Origin of the sequence: Devosia sp., assembly GCF_041917035.1 — a bacterium.
GTDB lineage: Bacteria > Pseudomonadota > Alphaproteobacteria > Rhizobiales > Devosiaceae > Devosia_A.
Genome location: NZ_JAYRYM010000362.1, coordinates 1 through 2,743, shown reverse-complemented (window position 1 = coordinate 2,743; position 2,743 = coordinate 1). Strand labels below are relative to the sequence as shown.

General features: G+C 65.7%; 2 protein-coding genes. One reads left to right on the top strand and one right to left on the bottom strand.

From position 1 onward, the window contains the following. The coding region (gene acnA, locus ACE3TU_RS21045) for an aconitate hydratase AcnA (protein WP_374627819.1) at positions 1-2,216 on the bottom strand (2,216 nt) is incomplete at its 3' end. Between the two features lie 158 nt (positions 2,217-2,374). Here acnA and ACE3TU_RS21040 point away from each other — a divergent pair. After that, on the top strand, positions 2,375-2,743 hold a 369-nt coding region (locus ACE3TU_RS21040; protein WP_374627817.1), incomplete at its 3' end, for an ATP-binding cassette domain-containing protein.

The window sequence follows — 2,743 nt, the reverse complement described above, 5'->3', positions numbered from 1 at the left end:
TTGAAGTCCTTGGGCGCGACCTGCCGCTCGGTGAGATACTTGCCGGCAGGCGTGCCGGCCTTGATCGAGCCGGCCGGCGAGATGTGGTCGGTGGTGATCGAATCGAGGAACAGCGAGAGGATGCGCGCATCCTTGATGTCGGTGACCGGCTCGGGCGTCATCCGCAGGCCCTCGAAATAGGGCGGGTTCTGCACATAGGTTGAACCGCTGTTCCACTTGTAGGTCTCGCCCCCCTCGACGGCGATGCCCTGCCAGTTCTCGTCGCCCTTGAACACGTCGGAGTAGCGGCCGAGGAACATCTGCGGCGTGATGACCTTGCGGACGATATCGGCGATCTCCTTGTTGGAGGGCCAGATGTCCTTGAGGTAGACCGGCTTGCCGTCCTTGCCGGTGCCGAGCGGGTCGGTCGCGACATTGATGTTCATCGACCCGGCGATCGAGTAAGCAACGACCAGCGGCGGCGAGGCGAGATAGTTGGCGCGCACGTCCGGGTTCACGCGGCCTTCGAAATTGCGGTTGCCCGACAGCACCGAGGCGGCAACGAGATCGTTCTCGTTGATGCACTCGGAGATGGCGGTCGGCAGCGGACCGGAATTGCCGATGCAGGTGGTGCAGCCATAGCCCACGAGGTTGAAGCCGAGCGCATCGAGGTCGGCCTGGAGGCCGGCCGCGGTGAGGTAGTCGGTGACAACCTGCGAGCCGGGCGCCAGCGAGGTCTTGACCCAGGGCTTGGCCTTGAGGCCGAGCGCCCGCGCCTTGCGCGCCACGAGACCGGCAGCGATCAGCACCGAGGGGTTCGACGTGTTGGTGCACGAGGTGATGGCGGCGATGACGACGTGGCCGTCATCGAGACGGAAGGTCTCGCCATCGACGGCGAAGGTGCCGGCATCGGGCAGGCTCGCTTCCTCGGGAATGTCGTCGACGCCGGTGGCGCCTTCATCGACGAAGCGGCTTTCGCCGACCGATTCGGGCAGCTTGGTGCGCTCCTTGCGGCCGCCGGCGATGTCCTTGAGCGCGGTGGCAAAGCCCGCCGCCGCATCCTTGAGCGCAACACGGTCCTGCGGGCGCTTGGGGCCCGAGAGCGACGGCACGACAGTGCTCAAATCGAGCTCGAGCGTGTCGGTGAACACCGGGTCGGCCGATTCGGTGGTGCGGTACATGCCCTGGGCTTCCGAGTAGGCCTTGACCAGCGCCACGCGCGCGGCGTCACGGCCCGAGGTCTCGAGATAGCTGAGCGTGTCGGCATCGACGGGGAAGAAGCCGCAGGTCGCGCCGTACTCGGGCGCCATGTTGGCGATCGTCGCCTGGTCCTCGAGCGAGAGGTAGTCGAGGCCGGGGCCGTAGAATTCGACGAACTTGCCGACGACGCCCTTCTTGCGCAGCATCTCGGTGACCGTCAGCACGAGGTCGGTGGCGGTGATGCCTTCGTTGATCTTGCCCGTCATCTTGAAGCCGACGACTTCGGGGATGAGCATGGTGATGGGCTGGCCGAGCATGGCCGCCTCGGCCTCGATGCCGCCCACGCCCCAGCCGAGAACGGCAAGGCCGTTGACCATGGTGGTGTGCGAGTCGGTGCCCACGAGCGTATCGGGATAGGCGACGATCTCGCCGGACTCGTCGTCCTTGCGGGTCCATACGGTCTGCGCGAGATATTCGAGATTGACCTGGTGGCAGATGCCGGTGCCGGGCGGAACGACGCGGAAATTGTCGAACGCCTTCTGGCCCCAGCGCAGGAACTCGTAGCGCTCGCCATTGCGCTCATATTCGAGCTCGACGTTCTGCTGGAACGAGAGCGGCGTGCCGAACGAATCCACCATCACCGAGTGGTCAATGACGAGATCGACCGGGACCAGCGGATTGATCTTCTGCGGATCGGCGCCGAGCGCCGCCGTTGCGTCGCGCATGGCCGCGAGGTCCACCACGGCGGGGACGCCGGTGAAGTCCTGCATCAGCACGCGCGCCGGGCGGTAGGAGATTTCGTGCTCGGAGGTGCGGTCGCTCAGCCACTGGGCGATCGCCATGATATCGGTCTTGGTGACGGTGATCCCGTCCTCGAAGCGCAGAAGATTCTCGAGCACCACCTTCATGGAGTGCGGCAGCTTGCTGACCCCCGGCAGGCCGTTCTTTTCGGCCAGCGGCAAAGAGTAATAGGTGTAGGTCTTGTCCCCGACCGTCAGAATGGTCTTGGACTTGAAGCTGTTGAGCGATTGGGTCACGTGTCCGCCTGTTCAAAGGGTTGAAGGCAGCGAGAGCGGCCCCGAGACGCTTGAAACCGCGCCGGGACCGGGCGCCAGTCTGGAAACGTTCCAGACTTTGAGGGCCTTATAGTCAATGAATATGACGCTTGCCAGCCTCGCCATTGGTTGAAATAGGCATGACCGCCATGGCTCCGATCCCGCCCCCTCCGCCCGCGCTGCTCATGGGCAGCGACCTGACGCTCACCCGGGGCGGCCGGACCCTGTTTGAGGCGCTGACGGTGCGGCTCGGCGCCGGCGAGGTGCTGGTGGTCGAGGGACCGAACGGCGCCGGCAAATCGAGCCTGCTGCTGACCCTGGCGGGCGTGCTCCACCCCGACAGCGGCAGAGTGGCGGGCGCCGAAGCCGACGCGCCGCACCTGCATTTCCTCGGCTATGGCTCGGCGGTGAAGACCCGGCTGACAGTGGCCGAGAACCTTGCCTTCTGGAGCACGATGTACGGTCCGAGCGGGATCGATGCCGCGGCTGCGCTCGACCGCGTCGGCCTC